The sequence below is a fragment of the Desulfovibrio sp. GTC20076 genome (assembly GCF_055385905.1).
The window spans coordinates 3,133,004-3,149,913 of sequence record NZ_AP039366.1 but is presented as its reverse complement, the minus strand read 5'-3'; the positions used below and the strand labels follow the sequence as shown (position 1 = coordinate 3,149,913).

Sequence of the window (16,910 nt, the reverse complement as noted above, 5' to 3'; positions counted from 1 at the left end):
TTTCAGAGCTGTCGTTCTGCCGGAAATACAGTTTTCGGCAAAACTCACATCATGTTACGGCGCGTTGCACTCTCATGCGGTGTTGGTGCAGCCAATTTTTTCAAAGGTAAATTTGCGCTAAATGCGGAACAGTCCCGGTTCCTCACGAACAAGGCTGGACGCAATAAGGCGGCTGTCGGGTTTGTAGGTTCCGTTGGCGACCTGGATGCGCAGGGTTTCAACCTTTTCGGCGCGCACATCCGGGGCACTCTGGGCCGCGCGGCGGGCTTCGGTCATGAGCAGGGCATCCTGCGAAACACTGACCGTATCTCCCTGCCCGGCTTCTTCGCCGGCGGTTCCGGCGCGCTGCCGTGCGCGCGCATCGCTTCTGGCCGCGGCGTTCTTTTCCAGACCGGTCGCATAAGGATCAAAAAAACTGTTCGGCGTATTCTTTATTTCCATACACTTTACTCCACTGGCGGCACATTCGGGCCGCCTCGTGCAATCAGCCGCGCTGATCCGGTTCGCGTGGCGGCTCTTCAAGCATGCTCTTGTCTACCTGCTCACGAATGATGCGCCACAAGGCATGCCGGGTGTTGCGCTGCACGTCTTCTGACAGGGGCTCCATACCATCCGGCCCCTCGCCCACAATGTGCAGCCTCTGACCGGGCGGATAGGTAAAAAACACCTCTTGCCCCACTTCCTTGCCCAGTTCCTTACGGATATTTTCTACCACGGGGTTGTCGCTGCCGGTGAATATAAGTGTTTCGTACAGTTCGCGGGCGACTTTTTCCACACAGGCCCGCCTGTGGGCGGCGGGGTCCGGGTCATGCGGGTCTTCACCCAGCACAAGGCGCCTGCGCACACGAAAACGCGCAAGACGCCGGGCAGCCAGCAATTGCTGCTCGTACCCCTGAAGCATCATGCGCAGTTTTGCAGAGTTGGCGTCGGGCATGCACGTATCCGTCCTTGCTGTCTGTTCGGACGGGCCTGAAAAAACTTTAGACTTTTCTGCCCCGAACATTTCGGGCATTTTTCCCGGTTACGGCGACAAAACAGGGGCAATGGCACATGCAGGCGGCCGCCGTGGAAACCCCAGTGCCCCCGGCTGTCCCCGGGCTTTACAGAAAAGACCACCGCCCTGCGGCTGCGCTGCCCGGCTCACAATACCCATCGAAAAATTATGGATGCAAAATGCTCGACTCTCAGAGCATGCAGCGCCTGAAGTGGCTGCCTGACGGCGAATCATCGCTGCTGTCTCCGTCCGCAACGTCCTTTTTCCGTGACGGCCGAGGCAAGTTCGCCTTGCAGGCATTTCGCGGTGCGAATTTTTTACAACTCCACGCAGGCGTTTCAATTTTTCAAGACTGAACCGCCCGAGCGCGTCAATTGCGGTTGCGGGCCAGCACACAGCCCACAGCCAGCAGGTTGAGCACACCAAAAACAATCAGGTCCAGATGCATGCTCTTCATGAAGGCGTCCACCGTGTCCGGTCCCGCAGGCCTGTCGCCGAGAAAAAATCCGAGCGTCAGGGTAATGACCGCCATATTCACAAGCTGCCCGGCCGTGCGCACCGCGCCGGTAAGGCCCGAGGCCTGTCCCACGTGTTCCGGCCCGGCGCTCTCCAGAATGATGGTGGTATTGGGCAGGGCAAAAAGGCTTATGCCCACGCCAAGCAACCCCTGGGCCGTCAGCAGTACGCCGATGGGCGAGTCCACCTCAAGAAAGGCCGAAACCAGCAACCCCAGGCCGCACAGCCCCACCCCCACGGCGCTCACATGGCCGGGATTGAACCTGAGGCACAGGCGGGCGGCCACGGGCGTAGTCAGCGCCTGCACCACAGACTGAAGGGCAAGAAACATTCCGGCCTGCTGCACCGTCATGCCCAGGCCAAATTGCAGATAGAGGCTGAAGAAAAAAAGTATGCCGAAAAATGAGCTGTAGTTGATGAAGGCCGCCAGTGATGAAAGGGCAAAAACCCTGTTGCGGGCCAGCATACGGACATCAAGGATGGGAAACTCGCTGCGCAGCTCCTTGATGCAGAAAATGACCATAAGCACCACAAAAGCGCCCAGCAGACAGCCCGCCATGACAGGATATGCCGCCAGTTCCGACGAGCCGAAGGTAAGTGCCGTCATGGCCAGCCCGTAGATAAAACAGCCCGTCCAGTCAAAGGGCCGTCCCTTGGCGGTACGCCAGTCCAGTTTGACGAAATATTTCATGAGCAGCAGAACGCCCACAGAGGTCAGGGCGTTGCCCCAGAAAAGCCAGCGCCAGCCAAGCCAGCCTGCCACAAAACCAGCTACGGGCGGGCCGCAGGCGATACCCGCGTACACGGCTGCACCGCTGTAGCCAAGGTAGATGGGGCGCTTTTCTGCCGGCGCGGCCGAGGCCAGCAGCGCCAGCCCGCAGGCGTTGAACATGGCCCCGCCCATCCCCTGCACAAGGCGCAGGCCCAGAAAGAACTCCACTGAAGTGACAAAGCCCAGTAACGCCCCGCTAATCCCGAAAATAACCGTACCCAGAATAAAAATGCGCCGGTAGCCCCAGATATCGCCAAGGCTGCCGCTGGCAAGCTGAAAAACCGCCAGCCCCATGGCGTAAAAAGCGCCCATAAGCCCCAGTTCTCGCACACTGGCATTGAGGCTTTCGCCAATGGGCGGCAAAACAGCGTTCACGCCCGCCATCATGAAAGGCATGCAGAACAGGGAGGTACAAACCGCAATCAGCAGCCAGCCATGGCCTTTTTCGATGGATGAAGACATAGCGGCACACTAGCGCCGGGTACGGGCAAGGTCAATACGGCCGGGGCATCTGGGCCGAAGCACGCAGGGCTGCCCTCCCGGCAAGAAGCACGCGGGGCCGACCTTACCCACGCGGGCGCGAGCGCATCAGGCCGCAGGCAGATTCACATCAGGCCCAAGCAGGCCGGATTCCTGCGCGAGGCGCAAACACATGTCGGCCTTGTTCAGGGTGTACAGGTGGACCCCTGGGGCACCGTTATCCAGCAAAAAGCGTATCTGGCGCACGGCAAATTCCAGCCCCACCTCGCGCACGGCCTCTACCCCGCCCTTTTCATCAGCCTTTTCAAGATCAAGGTAGAGCTTGCCGGGAATATTGGCCCCGCACAACGCAAGCACCCGCCGTAGCGAGGCAAAGCTCTGTATGGGCAGAATGCCCGGAATAACAGGCGTGTGGATGCCCTGACCGCGCAGATGCTCCAGCAGGTCGGCATATTCGCGGGCATCGAAAAAAAGCTGGGTCACGGCAAAATCAGCGCCGCTGCGCATTTTATCGGCGGTATGGCGACGGTCCTGCGAAATGGAAGTAGACTCGGGATGCGGCGCGGGATAAGCCGCCACGCCAATGCCCATATAGGGCTGCTGCCGACGGGCAAACGTCACCAGATCAGATGCGTGCCGGAAGCGGCCGCTGTTCCAGTCCCACTCTTCTCCGGCGGGCGGGTCACCACGAAGAGCCAGCACGTTGTCCACACCAGCGGCCCTCAGTTCGGAAAGATAGGTCGAGATGCTCTCGGGGTCGGCCCCCACACAGGTCAGGTGGGCCATAGTGTTCAGACCGCGCCGCGCAAGCTCGGCCGTCACGGCCAGTGTGTTGCGCTGCTTGCCGCCTCCCGCGCCGTAAGTTACGGAAGCAAACAGGGGAGCCAGGGGGCGCAGCTGCTCAACAGTTTCAAAAAAGGCGGGCAGATTGGCCTCATCCGCCGGAGGAAAGAACTCCAGCGAAAAAAAAGGCTTTTGGGCGGCGCGGATGCTGTCTCCGATATGCATGCGGCAACTCCTTGTGGCAGCAGGGTGCGACCCATACGGGTGCGAATCTATTTTATGTTTATATCAAGATAAATTGATATGTCAAGAAAAAAAGCCCCACGCCCTTGCCAAATGCCACACTTGGTCGTAATGCAGGTGCAAGAGTGCCTGCGCCGCGGGCCTTACCGGCCGCAGATCGGAAAAAACCACTACTATTCCGAAATATTGCAACATACAGCAGGCCGTAGGCAACATGCCGCTCCGGCAACCGCCCCGACAGCGGCGGCGCCATGCCGGCAGATGCACAACCAGGGCGTACAGCCATGATGCATAGCCATGACGCACAGAACTGACCTTTATATTGCCGGGCAACCTGCGCCCGCCATTGCAGCCGACAGGCGCGACACGGGAACGGGCTGCGCCCGCAGATGGCTCCGCGCCGCAGGCAGTTTCCTGGCAAACTGCCTGTTTATCTGCTGTCTGGCGACCTTTTGGCAGGCAGCCGAGGCAGCCACTGTCCATTCGCCGTCCCGGCCCGGCGCCCACCCCGCCATTATCCCCGCCGCCGTGACAATGGACGCGTCCACCGCTTCCATCGTCGGAGCAGCCGACCTTTCCGGCGAACCCACCGGCAATCCCCAGCCCCCCACTCCGGGCGTGGCAGCACAGACACCTTCCGCCGCCGGGGTTGATGAACTGGGCAAGCCCGCGTGGCGGCAGCTGGAACCCGGCCTTGACTTCGGCGAATTTCAACTGACTGACAGCGAAGCCCTGCTGACAGCCCTGCGTATTGATCCGGCCCACTTTGACTTCATCCTCTGCGCCCGCTCGCAGGACGGCGGCAATCTGCGCCCGCTGAACCAGTGGGCCGAGCAGTATGGCCTTACCGCCGCCATCAATGCCAGCATGTACCTGCCGGACGGCATCACAAGCACGGGCTACATGCGCCAGAACGGGCACCACAATAACAAGCGTGTAGTGCAACGCTTCGGCGCTTTTTTCGTGGCCGGACCGGACAGCCCGGATCTGCCGGGAGCCGCCATTGTAGACCGCGATGACCCGCAATGGGAACAGCGCATCGGCCAGTATCGCCTTGTCATACAAAATTACCGCATGACCAGCGCCGACAGGCGCATCCTGTGGTCGCCCGGCGGCCCGCACTACTCCATTTCCGCAGTGGCGCAGGACGGTGATGGACGCATCCTCTTTCTGCACTGCCGCCAGCCTGTGGAGGCCTACGCTTTTGCCCAGCAGCTGCTGCATTTGCCCCTTAACGTGCGCACCGTCATGTATGTGGAAGGCGGCGGCCAGGCCGGACTGCTGGTACGCTCAGCCGACTGGAAACATGAGCTTGCGGGGCTGAGCGCCGCCGGACTGCTGGTCACTGGCGACCTGCGCGCCCAGTTGCCCAACGTACTGGGAGCCGTGCGCAAAACCACCGCAAAAGACGAGTCCGCCACGCCGCCCGCCGCAGACACGCCAGTGGATGCCCCTGCCGCCACGGCCCCGCCCGCCCGTTCAGAAAGCCCTGACCCTGCAGAAGAGGGACAGGAGTCGCCCGCCCCCCTCCCTTCCCCCGAAGAATCTGCCGGGCAGAAGGCTCCGCCGCAAACGGAAAACCATTAGAACATTTTTCCTTTGTCAGTGCCCTGCCGCCTGCCCGGGCAGGCGACCGCTGCCAACGGCGTAAGCGCATTTTTTTGAGCTGTTACATGCCATCCTGAATGCCGCAAAAACTTTGTGGGCATATATTGGCAAAGCCGTAATGCCCTAGTCATAGCCGAAATAAAATGGCATAGTGGAGATTGTCTGACCGGAAAAGCTTTGCGGCTCACTCCGCACCCTGATTATTGATAATAATTATTGATTCTCATAAAAAAGACTTTACTTTGGTCAGGACTTCTTACACAATAATTATCGGTATCCGGGGCTACAGGGCATCCGCGCAAGTGCGTGCCTACCGCCCGGGCTGCCCCGGCGGCAACCTAAATCAAGGCCCATGCCGGCCAAAAAGCAAGTGAGGAAACCATGCCCAAGCATCTGGAAGTTTATAAGTGCACTCATTGCGGTAATATTGTTGAAGTGCTGCATGGCGGCGGCGCCGAACTCGTGTGCTGTGGCGAGCCGATGAAGCACATGGTTGAAGGCTCCACCGACGGCGCGATGGAAAAGCACGTGCCCGTTATCGAAAAAGTGGACGGCGGCTACCTCATCAAGGTGGGCAGCGTGCCTCATCCCATGGAAGAAAAACACTGGATTGAATGGATCGAACTGCTGGCCGACGGCAGAAGCTACACCAAGTTCCTCAAGCCCGGCGATGCGCCCGAGGCTTTCTTTGCCATTGACGCCTCCAAGGTGACCGCCCGCGAATACTGCAATCTGCACGGGCACTGGAAGGCTGAAAACTAGATCCGCCGCAAGGCGCATTACAGAAGAGGCGCGGAAGCTCCGCGCCATCTCCCAAGGAGGATTCCCCAATGCAGAAGTATGTTTGCAATGTCTGTGGCTACGAATATGATCCCGCCGAGCACGACAACGTGCCCTTTGACCAGCTGCCCGACGACTGGTGCTGCCCCGTGTGCGGGGTGAGCAAAGACCAGTTCAGCCCGGCCTAACTTCGGTCTTTTCCTGCATTTTTCCCCGCTTTGCCGCTACTTACGGCAAAGCGGGGCTTTTCGTAAAGGGGAAGACCAAACACTTCGGAGAATATATAGATGCAACCTGTTGAAATCAAAAAAGACATCTACTGGATAGGCTATGTAGACTACGACCACCGGGACTTCCACGGCTACTCCCGTTCCCCGGACGGCTCCACCTATAACGCCTACCTCATCAAAGACGAAAAAAATGTCCTTATGGACACGGTATCCTCAGGCTGCGAAGGCACGCTTCTGTGCCGCATGGCCAAGGTTCTGGAACCAGAAAAGGTCGACTATATCGTCTGCAACCATATGGAGCTTGACCACGCGGGCGCCCTTGAAGCCATCGTGGAACGCTGCAAGCCCGAAAAAATTTTCGTGTCGCAGGCGGGCCTCAAGTCCATGGCAGGTTATTTTTCCTGCAAGGACTGGCCCGTGCAGGCCGTCAAAAGCGGCGACAGCATCAGCATAGGCAAGCGCACCATAGTTTTTCAGGAAACGCGCATGCTGCACTGGCCCGACAGCATGGTCTCGTATATTCCTGAAGAAAGGCTGCTCATCAGCAATGACATCTTCGGCCAGAATATCGCCAGCTCCGCGCGTTTTGTAGACGACTTTGATGATGACGGCGAATATCTGCGCCGCGTCAAGGAATACTACTATAATATCGTGCTGCCCTACTCGCCCATGGTGCTCAAGGCCCTGCCCATCGTGGAGCAGCTGGACATCGACATGATTGCCCCCGACCACGGCCTCATTCACCGTGGCGAAAAGGCCGTGCGCCGCATTATCGATCTGTACCGCACCATGGCCGAACAAAAGCCGCAGCAGCGCGCCCTCATTTTTTACGACACCATGTGGCAGTCCACTGAATCCATGGCCTATGCCGCATGCAGCGGGCTGGAAGAAAACGGCGTGCCCACGCGCATCATGTCGGTCAAAAGCAATCACCACAGCGCCATCATGACCGAACTGGCCGACTGCGGCGCGGTACTGGCCGGTTCGCCCACCCACAACAATACGGTGCTGCCCCTGGTCGCCGCCCAGCTCACCTACATGAAGGGCCTGCGCCCCCTGAACCGCGTAGGGGCCGCCTTCGGCTCGTTCGGCTGGTCCGGCGAAGCGCCCAGGCAGCTGCACGAACACCTGGCAGGCATGCACATGGTCATGCCCGTGGAACCGGTCAAGTGCAACTGGCGGCCCGACCGCGATGTGCTCAAGGCCTGCCACGACATGGGCAAAACTGTGGCCGAAACACTGAAAAAGAAGTGCCAGGAAGGATAGCCCAAAGCTTTTCCTGCAACAGAAAAGCGGCGGAAGTGCATACTTCCGCCGCTTTCATTTTTCAGAACAGCTTCACTTCAGGCCTGTTGTCTGCGGCGTGCAAGCCCAGGTTGTACGCCCCGCAGTGAGTGCCTTGAACACATCAAGAGTCCGTACACTCAGGACTGCAAGCCCCTGAAACAGGCTGAAGCTGCAAGGCCCAGCACCAGTGGGCAGCTGACATGCAGCCTACGGATGACACTTGGACTTGGCGCAACCGGTAAGGTCTTTCTTGAGCTCGGGCTTTTCAGCCACCACCTTGCTGTGACAGGCAAGGCAGCTCGTATGCTTGAGTTCGCCCTTGGCGTGAACGACGTAGTACAGGCTCTTTTCGCCCTTTTTGGCGGTCAGATCGTCATGGCAGCCGGAGCTGCCGCATTTGGCATAGCTTTCCTTGCCGTCCACCAGGTGGTGGCAGGTCACGCATTCCACTTTTTCGTGGGGAGCGTGGGGGAACATGACTGTCTTTTGCGAGCCTTTGACTTCGACAGGCTTGTCAGGCACGGCAGGCGCGGCCCAGGCGCTCACGGCAAGAAGCAGGGCCAGCATACAGGTAAGAGCAAGAGTTTTTTTCACAGCGGTCCTCCAAGGTAAAAAAACAACACATGAGAATTTTTGCAAGCTTACGGCCAGCATGGCAACGTGTCAATGGGAAGCCCGAAACACATTTTCAAGTCATTTACACTGTCATAAACGTCTTTTACGTGCATATCCCCTGGGTGTAAGCATATACGACCCAACAGATCTGCTTTCATTGTTGCCGATAATCAGCAAAGAAAGCATATCCACCTGTGCGGCATCAAAGGCATCCAGTCTGTGCACGCTCACACTCTGTCCAGGCCTGTATGCCTGCCGCACCAGCCCCACAGGGCATTCCCCCGCGCGAAAACGGCGGGCCAGTTCCAGCGCATGGTCCAGATGGCCGGGGCGCCCCCTGGAGCGCGGATTGTAGATAACGCACACAAAATCCGCCTCCAGAGCCGCGGTAAGCCTTTTAACAATGGTTTCCCACGGCGTCAGCAGATCGCTCAGGCTCACGCAGGCAAAATCATGCGTCAGGGGTGCGCCCAGCAGAGCCGCAGCCGCGCATACCGCGGGAACGCCCGGAACCACACCAAAGGGGACCGTATCGGCCAGGCCTCGCAGTTCAAGTATTTCCAGGGCAAGGCCCGCCATGGCGTAGATACCGGGGTCGCCCGAGCAGACAAGGGCCGTGGGCCGACCGGCCAGGGCCGCATCCACAGCGGCCGCGCAGCGCTCTGTTTCGTGGCGCATGCCGGTGCTTATCAGCTCTTTGCCCTCCAGCAATTCGGGGGGAACCATATCCATGTACAGGTGATAGCCCACCACACAACTGGCCTGGGCCAGCACTGCGCGGGCCTGCGGCGTGAGGCATTGAGCGTCGCCGGGGCCAAGGCCGACAACATGAAGACTGGCGGCTTGCGTCATATCTGTTCTTCTTTTTTGTTGTTTTCACCGTTTGCGGCCTTGTCCGGCTCCTGCTCGAGGGCCAGGGCCACAGCTACGGTCAACTGCGACTGAAAAATGGTTTTGGGCAACAGCAGGCGGGCCTCGCTGCAGCCCGAATCCTTACGGGCCGCCAGCAGGGCCGCGGCCTCGCACACGCTGAAAGGGGGCAGCCCGAAACGCCGCCCTGCCGCTGCTGATGGGTGCGGCACCGGACAACGGGCCAAACGGGCAGCGTCAAATCCCTTGAGCGGCACGCCAAGACGAAAGGCAAGTTCCTGCAGGGCGGGTTCCTGCAATTTTTCCGTCACCGTGCCCAGAGCGGCCACGGCCTGCATCTCAAGATCGTGCGTTGCAAAAAGCTCTTCAAAAGCCTCGAGCGCAGCACCCAGCGAAAGGCCTTTGCGGCAGCCAAGCCCCACATACAGACGCGGTACAGCCACACGCATGAGGCCTTCACAAGGGGAAAGCCGCCGCCAGTGCGCGGCCAGAAGGGGCGGAGCATCGGCTTCACGCTTTCCGGCCAGCAGCGACAGGGGCGGAACAACGCTTTCATCACGGCAGGGCAAGGCCTGCAGCGCAGGATGCGCGGGCACAGCCCCGCAGGGATTCCAGACCTGCAGGCTTTCGCCTTCCAGCAGGGCCGCCTGTGCGCGCGGTAACTGGCCCCAGTCTACAATGCGCAGCCCAGCCTCACGCAACAGCAGATCCAGAGCCAGGGCGTGGCCCGCAGGCAAAGCCCTCCCTGCCGCTTCTGCTTCTGCATGCCCGTGCCCTGTTGCGGAAAGGCTCCCCTCTTCTATAGAAACATCGGACGCTGTAGTGATGACGGGAGTGGCCCGCAACAGAAGCGCCACATGGCGGGCCAGATGGTTGCCCCCACCCCAGTGACCGGAAATCAGACTGATGACGTAGTTGCCGGCGGCGTCCAGCACTAGAACCGGCGGATCCTGACTTTTGTGCGTCAGCAGAGGGGCCAGGGCGCGCACGGCAATACCGGCAGCCCCGATGAAGATATGCGCGCCGTGCTGCCGGTAGGCGGTGGAAAGAAAGTCGCCAAGCCTCGTAAAAGGCTGCGCATCGGGCGGGCAAAAGCGTTGCGGCGTAAAAATACGGCAATGCTCCAGACGGCCGCCCCCCGGCGCAGTCCAGGGCTGGCTTGCAAGCAGAGCCTTGAGCCGCCGGGCAAGGGGCAGTGCGGAAAGGCTCAGGACATAACAGGCCAGAGAATCTTTTTCAAAAACAGGATGCAAGCAAACCTCCGGCGGCCTTTCGCCGCGCGTGGCCTGAAAAAAGAATAAAGAACTATGTGAATTAAATATAAATCCACAGAATCATGCAAAAGCACTGCCGCAGTTTTTTTAAAGCCCTTCTGACAGCAGAGTGTGCGCAAAAGCCTGCGACAAAATGGGGTTTTGCCTTCAGGTGAATGCATACGCGCACCCTCCTGTTGCCAAAACCCCATTTTTCCTATCCGTATACAGCGGCTCTGTGCAAAGCGGCCATATAAAAGCAGACCCTAGAACATCACCTTGCGGGCCGCATCCAGGGCGCGGTTGAAGTCTTCATCCGTGTGGGCGAAAGAAACCATGCCGGTCTCATAACCCGAAGGTGCAAGGTAGATACCCTGAGCGCGCATCTGCTTGTAAAAACTTGTAAAGAGCTTTTGGTCGCACTTTTGCGCATCGGCAAAGTCCGTCACTTCATGTTCGCTGAAATAGGGGCAGAACATGGAAGCCAGCGTGGGCATCTGCAGTGGTACGCCCTTGGCGGCAATGATGTCGCGCATGCTGTAGGCAAAAGCGCGGGTACGGTTTTCAAGGCCGTCATAGTCTGCCTTTCTGAGAATGCCCAGTGTGGCAAGACCGGCAGCCATGGCCAGCGGATTGCCCGAAAGGGTCCCCGCCTGGTACACGCCGCCCCGGGGAGCGATCAGTTCCATGTAGCGGCGTTTGCCGCCAAAGGCTCCCACAGGCAGGCCGCCACCGATGATCTTGCCGAAGGTGGTGAGGTCGGGGTCGACCTTGAAGCGCGCCTGCGCCCCGCCGAAGGCCGCGCGAAAGCCCGTGATGACCTCGTCAAAGATAAGCAGGCTTTCATACTGGTCGCATATGGCGCGCAGACCTTCAAGAAAGCCGGGCTTGGGCAGCACAAGGCCCATATTGGCCGCCACAGGCTCCACAATAATGGCGGCAATGCTTTCGCCGTGACGGGCAAAGCATTCCTTGACGGCTTCCAGATCGTTATACGGGGCAAGCAGGGTATCCGCCACCACGGCGGCGGGTACGCCCGGCGTGCCGGGGATGGAAAACGTGGCAAGTCCCGAACCGGCGGCAGCCAGAAAAGGATCGGCATGTCCGTGATAGCAGCCCACAAATTTGAGAACCTTGTCACGCCGGGTGGCGGCGCGAGCCAGGCGCAGGGCGCTCATGGTGGCCTCGGTGCCCGAGTTGACCATACGCACCATCTCAAGGCTGGGCATGGCGGCCACCACGGCCTCGGCCAGCAGCACCTCATCAGGGCAGGGGGCGCCGTAACTGGTGCCGCGATGGGCGGCATCGCAAACGGCACGCGTGACGGAAGGTTCGTCATGCCCAAGAATCATAGGACCCCAGGAAAGCACAAAGTCAATGTACTGCCGCCCGTCCACATCCGTAAGATGACAGCCGTGTGCCTCGGCAATAAACAGAGGCTGGCTGTCCACATTGTGGCAGGCACGCACGGGGCTGTTGACGCCACCGGGTATGACAGCCTGGGCTTTTTCAAAAAGCTGGCGCGAAACAGTGTCCATTCTGGCTCCTTTATAACATTTTGTGCTTGCGGCTGCTGCGTGGCGGCCAATGTTGCCTGCCTGCGCGGGCCGTAAATGCCGTCGCGCTGTGAACAGGGGCGCTATTTCATTTTTGATGAATATTTTCAGCAACAAAATGCTAGGTAAAATACGTCATGGAAGTTTTTTTCAGTTCCTTGAGGCTGCGCAGGATGGCGTGCTCTTTCAGGGAAGTCGTGCGCTTGACGTCCTCAACAACGCCCAGGCATTCAGCCTCGCTGCGGCCGTGTATCATGGTGTACATCTCGTAGGGCCAGTCAGGGGCGGAGCTGGGGCGATAATAGACGTGCGAAATATGGCTGTGCTCTGCCGCCTTGCGGCCGCAATCATCCACCTGGTCGGGCGTGACCTTCCACGCGACCATGGCGTTGTGGGTCCAACCTGTTTTCTGGTGCTTGATGCTCGCCCCGAAGCGACGGATGGCCCCGGACGCCTTGAGGCGGCCAAGCAGTTCAAGCACCTGCGCTTCTGTCATGCCCGCCTGCTCTGCCAGATCGGCATAGGGGGTCAGGCTGTCGGGCAGGTTGGCCTGCACAATGCGCAGAACGGCTTGTTCCTCTGGGCTGAATTGATGGCTCATGGGTTCTCCGAATAGACAAAGAAGATGCCGCGGGCAACAGCACGCGGCAAGCGGCCATGCCCCAAGGCATGGCGCAGGCCGGAAGCCCGGCCCGGGGAACGCCCCGGGCCGGGATAAAAAACCGCATTATCAGCGCGTAAACGAACGGGCAAACAGATTCTGAATGGCTACGCGGCCGTTATCTTCAAGAAAGCGCGTACCCGTCGCAGCAAAATGGGCCTGCTCAATGGCGGGATTTTCCACCTGCACCCATTTATCTTTACGCCAGTCAAACCAGGCGTTTTTAGCCTGATCAAAAACCAGCAGGGGTTTGTTGCATATTTTGGCGAATTCCGCCCCCCAGCCCGTGCCGCCCTTGACCGTGCCGTCGGGCTGGATGGCTCCGACCACTATGATCTGGTCGCCACTGCTGACCTGCCAGCAGATGGACTGCAGCACCTTGCGAAACAGGGGGGCGCGCGTGTACTCACGGCTCATGAGGCGCGACACATAAGTAAGACTCACATCTTTAAGGGCCAGCTCTTCAGACGTAAGAACACGCACCCCACGGGTGCGCTCCATCTGATGCCCCTCAAAACTGTAATTCACTTCCTCCATGCCCCAGCTTTCAGCCAGAGCGCCGAAGAACTGTTCTGTACCGGCGGCGCCGCCGCTGTAAAGCACACATTGGTTGGGGTTGAGCATGCTGCCTCCTCAAGGATTGTTGCGCCGGGCAAGTTGTGGATAGTGGTCTGTGTATCCGGCAGAAGCGTCATGGTCATCATTGCAAAAATTACAGCGCTCGGCAAGGCTGGCCGGATAAAGAAATGGCTGGCAAAAGCCGCCTGGCCGCAAAATATTTTTCCGGTGAAACCCGGCAGGGGTATCGCGCCACAGCCCGGACCATACGGGCGGACTGTCCCGCAACGAAAAGCGGCAGGCACTTCGGCGCAGGCAGGCCAAAAGACGGCAAGGGGCAAAAGACAAGCAAGAGAGGGAAACGGAGAATGGAAGGAAAGGACAGCAGCAAACCGTGTTGTGCTACCCCTGTCGCGCGGGCGGACAAGCGGACAGGCGGGCAGTGCAAACGCAGCCAGCCTTGCGAAGGCAAACACTCAAAACCTGCACTGCGCCGCGCAGTAGCTGCCGGAAAAAGGCAATGCTGGGGCTGTCTGAAGTGCTTCGGCTGTCTGAAGCGCGCTGCGTCTTTTGGACAGGCAGCGCGTGTAACTGTCAGGGGGCTTCAAGACAAACAGCACGAAAACGCAAGCGCAGGTAGCTCTGGCTGCCTGCGCTCATGTGGAGCGGGCTGGCTAAACCCGTGAAGGGGCACACCGTTCAGGGAGTTGCCTGCCCGCCACAGTCAAATAAACTGTGCCGCACCGCCGTTTTTACGCCACAAGGCGCAGTGCCTGTGCGGGGTTAAAAACGCAACGAACAAAAAACGCCCCAAAAAGCGAGGGGCGTTATGTTGCTGCTGAACCCTAGTAGCGGGGCTGACGAGGAGCCCTGGGTTTGGCTTCGTTGACGCGAAGCGTGCGACCGCCGAAGCTGAAGTTGTCAAGAGCTTCAATGGCGGAGTCGGCTTCGCCGTCTTCCATTTCCACAAAGCCGAAGCCGCGGGCACGGCCGGTATCCCTGTCGCTGACAAGTTTCACAGACAGAACGTTGCCGTATTCGGCAAAAAGATCCTGAACCTGTTCTTCCGTAGCAGACCAGGGAAGGTTCCCGACATAGATGGACTTGGACATGAAACACCCTCTCAAAAAAAACAATCTTCCCGCGCTTACACCCGATAAAACGTATTACCGGTACGCGGCCCATGCAAATCACAGAAACACGCTTTGACGAGCTTGTCAACGAAAGTACTAAAAAAAGTTGGCATTGCGCGCTTTTTGCGTGATAAAAACATGTGACGCAATGAAATAACTGGATGTTTTAATCAAAAGATGTTCAATACCTTCAAAATGTTATATGCCTACAGCGCCAGCATATCACCAGCCATCCATCTGCACAGCAAAGAGACGGTGCATCAAAATCAGAGCATTTACATGGGACAGGCAGGCTCTTGTGCAGTGAAGATGCGGACTGTTTGACCACACAATCATGTTACACGTCCGTACAACAGATATAAAAATAAAGGTCTTACGTGTGAAAATATGCGCAATCAACGTCGGATAAAAACAAAAACAATGCCATTGCCAGGTCCAACAACGTAAAAAACCGCTGTATTTTCCGTTTTCATTATAGGATATCGTATGCACGAAAAAATGGATATTTTTTATCTGACCTAAAAAAACGGCGAACATTTACAGAACTATTTACCCGACTGCGTCACGTGTGCATACACCTGCGGATAAAAAATGGCGGTGCATCAAAGGCCCCTGCACGGGCTGGCTGTTGCATATATTTCTTCTCCATCGCAGGGTGGCGGCGCAACAGCGCCCGCCGTGAAACACGCAGAGCACTGAAACCACCGCCGAGCCGAAGCGTTGGGGAATGCCCTGCGCTGTACCGGATGCGCGGGTGGCCCCTTACGTATGCCCATCGTGGATGTTTCGATATGCGCAGGGACTCTGTGTTCCGCCTGCAACAGTCCGTCGCGACGCGGATGATGGGGCGGTCACATCCCCCTGGGGACGCCCACGTGGCTGCAGATGTGCGGCATGGGGCCGCTCAAGGTATCGTGCCCCTGACCTGGCTGGGAGTTCTCATGATTTGGCACGAAAGACCTGAAACAGTGCGAGGGCTGAGAAGACCAGTGAAAGACAAAAAACAGCGTGCCGGAGGGCACGCTGCTGCGGGAACGACTATGAACCGCTTTCAGAAGGCGGCGGCGACCAGTCCGGAGCCATGTCTTCAAAAGATGTGTAAGGCGACATGTACATAAGCTCTGCCACCCCCACAGGCCCGTTACGCTGCTTGCCGATAATGATTTCGGCCACGCCCTGGGGAGGGCGCTCGGCGGGTTTGACGAATTTATAGACGTCGTCCCGGTAGACAAACATGATAACGTCCGCATCCTGCTCAATGGCGCCGGATTCGCGCAGGTCGGAGAGCATGGGGCGTTTATCGCTGCGCTCTTCCACCTTTCTGTTCAACTGCGAAAGGGCCACCACAGGCACATGCATTTCCTTGGCAAGCCCTTTAAGGGAACGGGAAATATCTGAAATTTCCAGTTCGCGCGAGTCAGTGCGGCGGCTGGTGCGCATGAGCTGCAGGTAGTCAACCACCACCATGCCAAGCCCCTTGTCCGCCTTGAGCCGCCGGGCGCGGGCGCGCAACTCCAGCGTGGTCAGAGCCGGGGTATCGTCAATAAAAATGGGTGCGCGGGCCACAACGTCGGCTGCGGCGTACAGGCGCTGCCAGTCATCGTCGGTGAGCAGCGACGGACGGCGCAGCTTGGAAAGGTCCACCTTGCCCCACACGGCCAGCATGCGCTGCATGAGCTGTTCCTTGCTCATTTCAAGCGAAAAGACGGCCACGGGAACATTCTGGCGCACGGCGGCGTGCAGGGCCATGCACATCGAGAAGGCCGTTTTACCCATACTGGGGCGGGCCGCCACAATGATGAGGTCCGAAGGCTGAAGCCCGGCAGTCAGCTTGTCCAGCCGGGTATAGCCGGTGGTGACGCCGGTGATTACGTCCTTGGCGTCGGCCAGCCGGGAAAGGTTGTCAAAAACCCTGTCCAGCAGTTCACGGGTGGGGGTAAAATCGCGCCCGGAAGTGCGCTGCGAAATGGCAAAAACCGCCTGCTCGGATTCGTCCAGCAGGGTTCCCACCTCAAGAGAGGCGTCATAGCAGTTGGTGATGATGCCGGAGCATGCTTCGATAAGACCGCGTTGCAGGGCCTTGTCGCGCACGATGGTAGCATAATATTCGGCGTTGGCACCGGAGACTACGGCCTGGGCAAGGTCGCCAAGGTATACGGCCCCGCCCGCTTCTTCCAGAGCGTTGCGGCTTTTCAGCATTTCTGCTGTGGAGAGCAGGTCTATGGGAGCGGATTTGCGGTACAGTTCAAGAAAGGCGCCGTAAATTGTGGCATGGGTCGGCACATAAAAATCTTCGGCAGCCAGTTGGTCCACAATGGCGTGCATGAGCTGGGGACGCATGAGCACGCCACCGAGCACAGCCTGCTCCGCCTCCACACTGTGGGGCGGCACGCGGCGCAAAAGATCCGCCTCGGCCCTGTCTGCGGCACTGCCCTGCCGGGCCTTGAACGAACCTTGACCCGACTGGCCGCCACGACCGCCGCGCCCGGAAGCACCGTTCTGCCCAAAAGGCGCGCCCCCGGCCTCGGGGCCGGGGGCGGAGCCATGATCACTGTGGGAAACCACTACATC

General features: G+C 58.9%; 16 protein-coding genes. 4 read left to right on the top strand and 12 right to left on the bottom strand.

Annotated elements, in window-relative coordinates; translation table 11 throughout:
* Positions 1–117 precede the first annotated feature (117 nt).
* From flgM to ACZ495_RS13730, 4 genes are all read right to left on the bottom strand, one after another.
* A complete protein-coding gene (gene flgM / locus ACZ495_RS13745; protein WP_296984415.1) occupies positions 118–441 on the bottom strand; it encodes a flagellar biosynthesis anti-sigma factor FlgM in 324 nt (107 codons plus the stop codon).
* A gap of 43 nt (positions 442–484) precedes the next feature.
* The gene (locus ACZ495_RS13740) at positions 485–934 is read right to left on the bottom strand and encodes a DVU0524 family FlgM-associated protein (RefSeq protein ID WP_012625626.1); all 450 of its coding nucleotides are present in this window, start codon (positions 932–934) and stop codon (positions 485–487) included.
* Positions 935–1,364: 430 nt separating this feature from the next.
* Positions 1,365–2,744 (bottom strand): MFS transporter, encoded by a 1,380-nt coding sequence (locus ACZ495_RS13735; protein ID WP_296984418.1) that lies wholly within the window; start codon positions 2,742–2,744, stop codon positions 1,365–1,367.
* Positions 2,745–2,870: 126 nt separating this feature from the next.
* The gene (locus ACZ495_RS13730; protein ID WP_012625628.1) at positions 2,871–3,770 is read right to left on the bottom strand and encodes a methylenetetrahydrofolate reductase; all 900 of its coding nucleotides are present in this window, start codon (positions 3,768–3,770) and stop codon (positions 2,871–2,873) included.
* Between the two features lie 315 nt (positions 3,771–4,085).
* Between ACZ495_RS13730 and ACZ495_RS13725 the strand changes: the two genes are divergently transcribed.
* The 4 genes from ACZ495_RS13725 to ACZ495_RS13710 all read left to right on the top strand — a co-directional run bounded on the left by ACZ495_RS13725 (position 4,086) and on the right by ACZ495_RS13710 (position 7,672).
* Positions 4,086–5,375 carry a phosphodiester glycosidase family protein gene (locus tag ACZ495_RS13725; RefSeq protein ID WP_464262423.1) on the top strand — a complete coding sequence of 430 codons (1,290 nt, stop codon included), beginning with the start codon at positions 4,086–4,088 and terminating at the stop codon, positions 5,373–5,375.
* Positions 5,376–5,777: 402 nt separating this feature from the next.
* Positions 5,778–6,158, top strand: coding sequence for a desulfoferrodoxin (locus tag ACZ495_RS13720; protein WP_012625630.1), 381 nt, complete (start codon positions 5,778–5,780; stop codon positions 6,156–6,158).
* Between the two features lie 68 nt (positions 6,159–6,226).
* The gene (locus ACZ495_RS13715) at positions 6,227–6,364 is read left to right on the top strand and encodes a rubredoxin (protein WP_012625631.1); all 138 of its coding nucleotides are present in this window, start codon (positions 6,227–6,229) and stop codon (positions 6,362–6,364) included.
* Positions 6,365–6,463: 99 nt separating this feature from the next.
* Positions 6,464–7,672, top strand: coding sequence for an FprA family A-type flavoprotein (locus ACZ495_RS13710; protein ID WP_012625632.1), 1,209 nt, complete (start codon positions 6,464–6,466; stop codon positions 7,670–7,672).
* Positions 7,673–7,900: 228 nt separating this feature from the next.
* On the opposite strand, the gene ACZ495_RS13705 is transcribed toward ACZ495_RS13710, so the two are convergent.
* The 8 genes from ACZ495_RS13705 to dnaB all read right to left on the bottom strand — a co-directional run bounded on the left by ACZ495_RS13705 (position 7,901) and on the right by dnaB (position 16,904).
* Complete coding sequence (locus ACZ495_RS13705) at positions 7,901–8,287, bottom strand: cytochrome c3 family protein (protein WP_012625633.1); 387 nt, start codon at positions 8,285–8,287, stop codon at positions 7,901–7,903.
* Positions 8,288–8,398: 111 nt separating this feature from the next.
* Complete coding sequence (cobJ, locus tag ACZ495_RS13700) at positions 8,399–9,160, bottom strand: precorrin-3B C(17)-methyltransferase (protein WP_012625634.1); 762 nt, start codon at positions 9,158–9,160, stop codon at positions 8,399–8,401.
* Positions 9,157–10,431 (bottom strand): cobalt-precorrin 5A hydrolase, encoded by a 1,275-nt coding sequence (locus ACZ495_RS13695; protein ID WP_464262422.1) that lies wholly within the window; start codon positions 10,429–10,431, stop codon positions 9,157–9,159. Before ACZ495_RS13695 ends, cobJ begins: the two co-directional genes overlap by 4 nt.
* A gap of 266 nt (positions 10,432–10,697) precedes the next feature.
* On the bottom strand, positions 10,698–11,969 hold the full coding sequence (gene hemL, locus ACZ495_RS13690) for a glutamate-1-semialdehyde 2,1-aminomutase (RefSeq protein WP_012625637.1): 1,272 nt from the start codon (positions 11,967–11,969) through the stop codon (positions 10,698–10,700).
* A 139-nt stretch (positions 11,970–12,108) separates the two neighbouring features.
* Complete coding sequence (ahbB, locus tag ACZ495_RS13685; protein WP_012625638.1) at positions 12,109–12,588, bottom strand: siroheme decarboxylase subunit beta; 480 nt, start codon at positions 12,586–12,588, stop codon at positions 12,109–12,111.
* Positions 12,589–12,717: 129 nt separating this feature from the next.
* Positions 12,718–13,272, bottom strand: coding sequence for a hypothetical protein (locus ACZ495_RS13680; protein WP_012625639.1), 555 nt, complete (start codon positions 13,270–13,272; stop codon positions 12,718–12,720).
* Between the two features lie 779 nt (positions 13,273–14,051).
* Positions 14,052–14,318, bottom strand: a complete 267-nt coding sequence (locus tag ACZ495_RS13675) for an RNA recognition motif domain-containing protein (RefSeq protein WP_012625640.1) — start codon at positions 14,316–14,318, stop codon at positions 14,052–14,054.
* Between the two features lie 1,059 nt (positions 14,319–15,377).
* Positions 15,378–16,904, bottom strand: a complete 1,527-nt coding sequence (gene dnaB / locus ACZ495_RS13670) for a replicative DNA helicase (RefSeq protein WP_012625641.1) — start codon at positions 16,902–16,904, stop codon at positions 15,378–15,380.
* Positions 16,905–16,910: the final 6 nt, after the last annotated feature.